1 protein-coding gene and 1 pseudogene are annotated in these 1,860 nt (G+C 70.6%); both read right to left on the bottom strand.

Annotated elements, in window-relative coordinates:
- Window positions 1-156: 156 nt before the first annotated feature.
- Window positions 157-1,503, bottom strand: coding sequence for a ribosome biogenesis GTPase Der (der, locus tag FV228_RS28440; protein WP_147857545.1), 1,347 nt, complete (start codon window positions 1,501-1,503; stop codon window positions 157-159).
- 31 nt (window positions 1,504-1,534) lie between these two features.
- Window positions 1,535-1,860: pseudogene (locus FV228_RS28435) on the bottom strand (hypothetical protein); the annotation flags it as partial.

The raw sequence follows: 1,860 nt of genomic DNA, 5'->3' as shown, positions 1-1,860 counted from the left end.
GCCGTCGCCCGCGCCCGGGCGATCGTCACCGAGGGCACCAGCGCGGACGGGCAGGTCGGCGCCTACGAGGCGGCCCTGGCCGACGGAAAGGACGAGCGCGCCGCCCTGTCGGCCGCCGTGGACTGGATCGCTGACGCGGCTCGGTGACCGGTCGTCTCAGCCCTTGTCGAACGGGTTCTGTGAGGTCCGCAAGCTCAGGCGGATCGGCGTGCCCGGCAGCTCGAACGCCTCGCGCAGGCCGTTGACCAGGTAGCGGGTGTAGGATTTCGGCAAGGCGTTGAGCTGGTTGCCGAACAGCGCGAAATGCGGCGGCCGGCTCTTCACCTGGGTGGCGTAGCGGATCTTGATCCGCCGGCCCGACACCGCCGGGGGCGGGTTGCGCGAGGTCGCCTCGTTCAGCCAGTCGTTGATGCGCGAGGTCGAGATCCGCTTGTCCCAGACCTCCGAGGCCTGCACCACCGCCTGCATCAGCTTGTCGAGGCCGTCGCCGGCGAGCCCCGAGAGCGGCACCACCGCGACGCCGCGCACCTGCGGCAGCAGGCGGGTGCAATCCTCGCGCAGCTGCTTGAGCAGGCCCGGCTGGTCGGCGACGAGATCCCACTTGTTCAGGCCGATCACCACGGCCCGGCCCTCGCTCTCGACCAGGTCGATGATGGTCAGGTCCTGCTTCTCGAACGGGATCGTGGCGTCGAGCAGTACCACCACCACCTCGGCGAAGCGCACGGCGCGCAACCCGTCCGAGACCGCGAGTTTTTCCAGCTTGTCGTCGATCCGGGCGCGTCGGCGCATCCCGGCCGTGTCGTGCAGCTTGATTTTCCGCCCGCGCCATTCCCAATCCAAGGAAATCGAATCGCGGGTGATGCCGGCTTCGGGGCCGACCAGCAGCCGGTCTTCGCCGAGCATGCGGTTGATCAGCGTGGACTTTCCGGCATTCGGGCGGCCCACGATGGCGACCTTCAGGGAGCGGCCGCCGGGGGCGTCCTCATCCTCGTCGTCCTCGTCGCGCTTGGGCAGGACGCCTTTCAGCGTCTCGTGCAACTCGCCCAGGCCCTCGCCGTGCTCGGCCGAGAACGGGATCGGGTCGCCGAGACCGAGGGTGAACGCCTCGTAGGCCCCGGCGAGCCCGGTGCCGCCCTCGGCCTTGTTGGCGATCAGGATGACCGGGCAGCCGGCCCGGCGCACCAGCTCGGCGAAGGGCTGGTCGGCCGGCAGCACGCCGGCGCGGGCGTCGATCACGAACAGCACCACGTCGGCGGCGAGGATCGCCGCCTCGGTCTGCATCCGCATCCGGCCGGTCAGGGTGGCGGCGTCCGATTCCTCCAGCCCGGCGGTGTCGATCACCCGGAAGTGGAGGCCGCCGAACGCGACATCGCCCTCGCGCCGGTCGCGGGTCACCCCCGGCCGGTCGTCCACGAGCGCGAGCTTCTTGCCCACGAGGCGGTTGAACAGGGTCGACTTGCCGACGTTCGGCCTCCCGACGATCGCGACGGTCGGCATATCCATGGTCTGTCTCGAAATGGTCGACGAAAAAAAATCAGCGCGTGATCGGCGGGGGCGGGGCGGCGACCTCGGGCTTGGCCTCGGTCACGGTGACCGGGCCGCCCGCTACGAGCGCCGCGTAGACCTCGATCCGCTCACGCAGATTCCGGGGTGTCTCGGGATCGGCCGAGAGCTGGTCGAACCAGCGGCCGGCTTCCTCGAAATCGCCCTTCTTCAGGGCGGCGAGACCGAGCATTTCGCGGGCGGTGTGGCGGAACGGGGTTCCGGCCGCGAGCCCCTGGAGGTTGGCCAGAGCCGGGTCCGGGTTCGGGCTGTCGAGGCGCAGCAGCGCCGCGCGCAGCCGCGCGAGGTCGCGCAGGC

Source organism: Methylobacterium sp. WL18, from assembly GCF_008040015.1.
GTDB lineage: Bacteria > Pseudomonadota > Alphaproteobacteria > Rhizobiales > Beijerinckiaceae > Methylobacterium > Methylobacterium mesophilicum.
The sequence above is the reverse complement of the archived record's forward strand: the minus strand, read 5'-3'. Positions and strand labels throughout refer to the sequence as shown.

What these genes read in the sequence shown, in the direction of transcription:
- der (WP_147857545.1), bottom strand. Translation starts at nt 1,503, where the DNA reads ATGGATATGCCGACCGTCGCGATCGTCGGGAGGCCGAACGTCGGCAAG.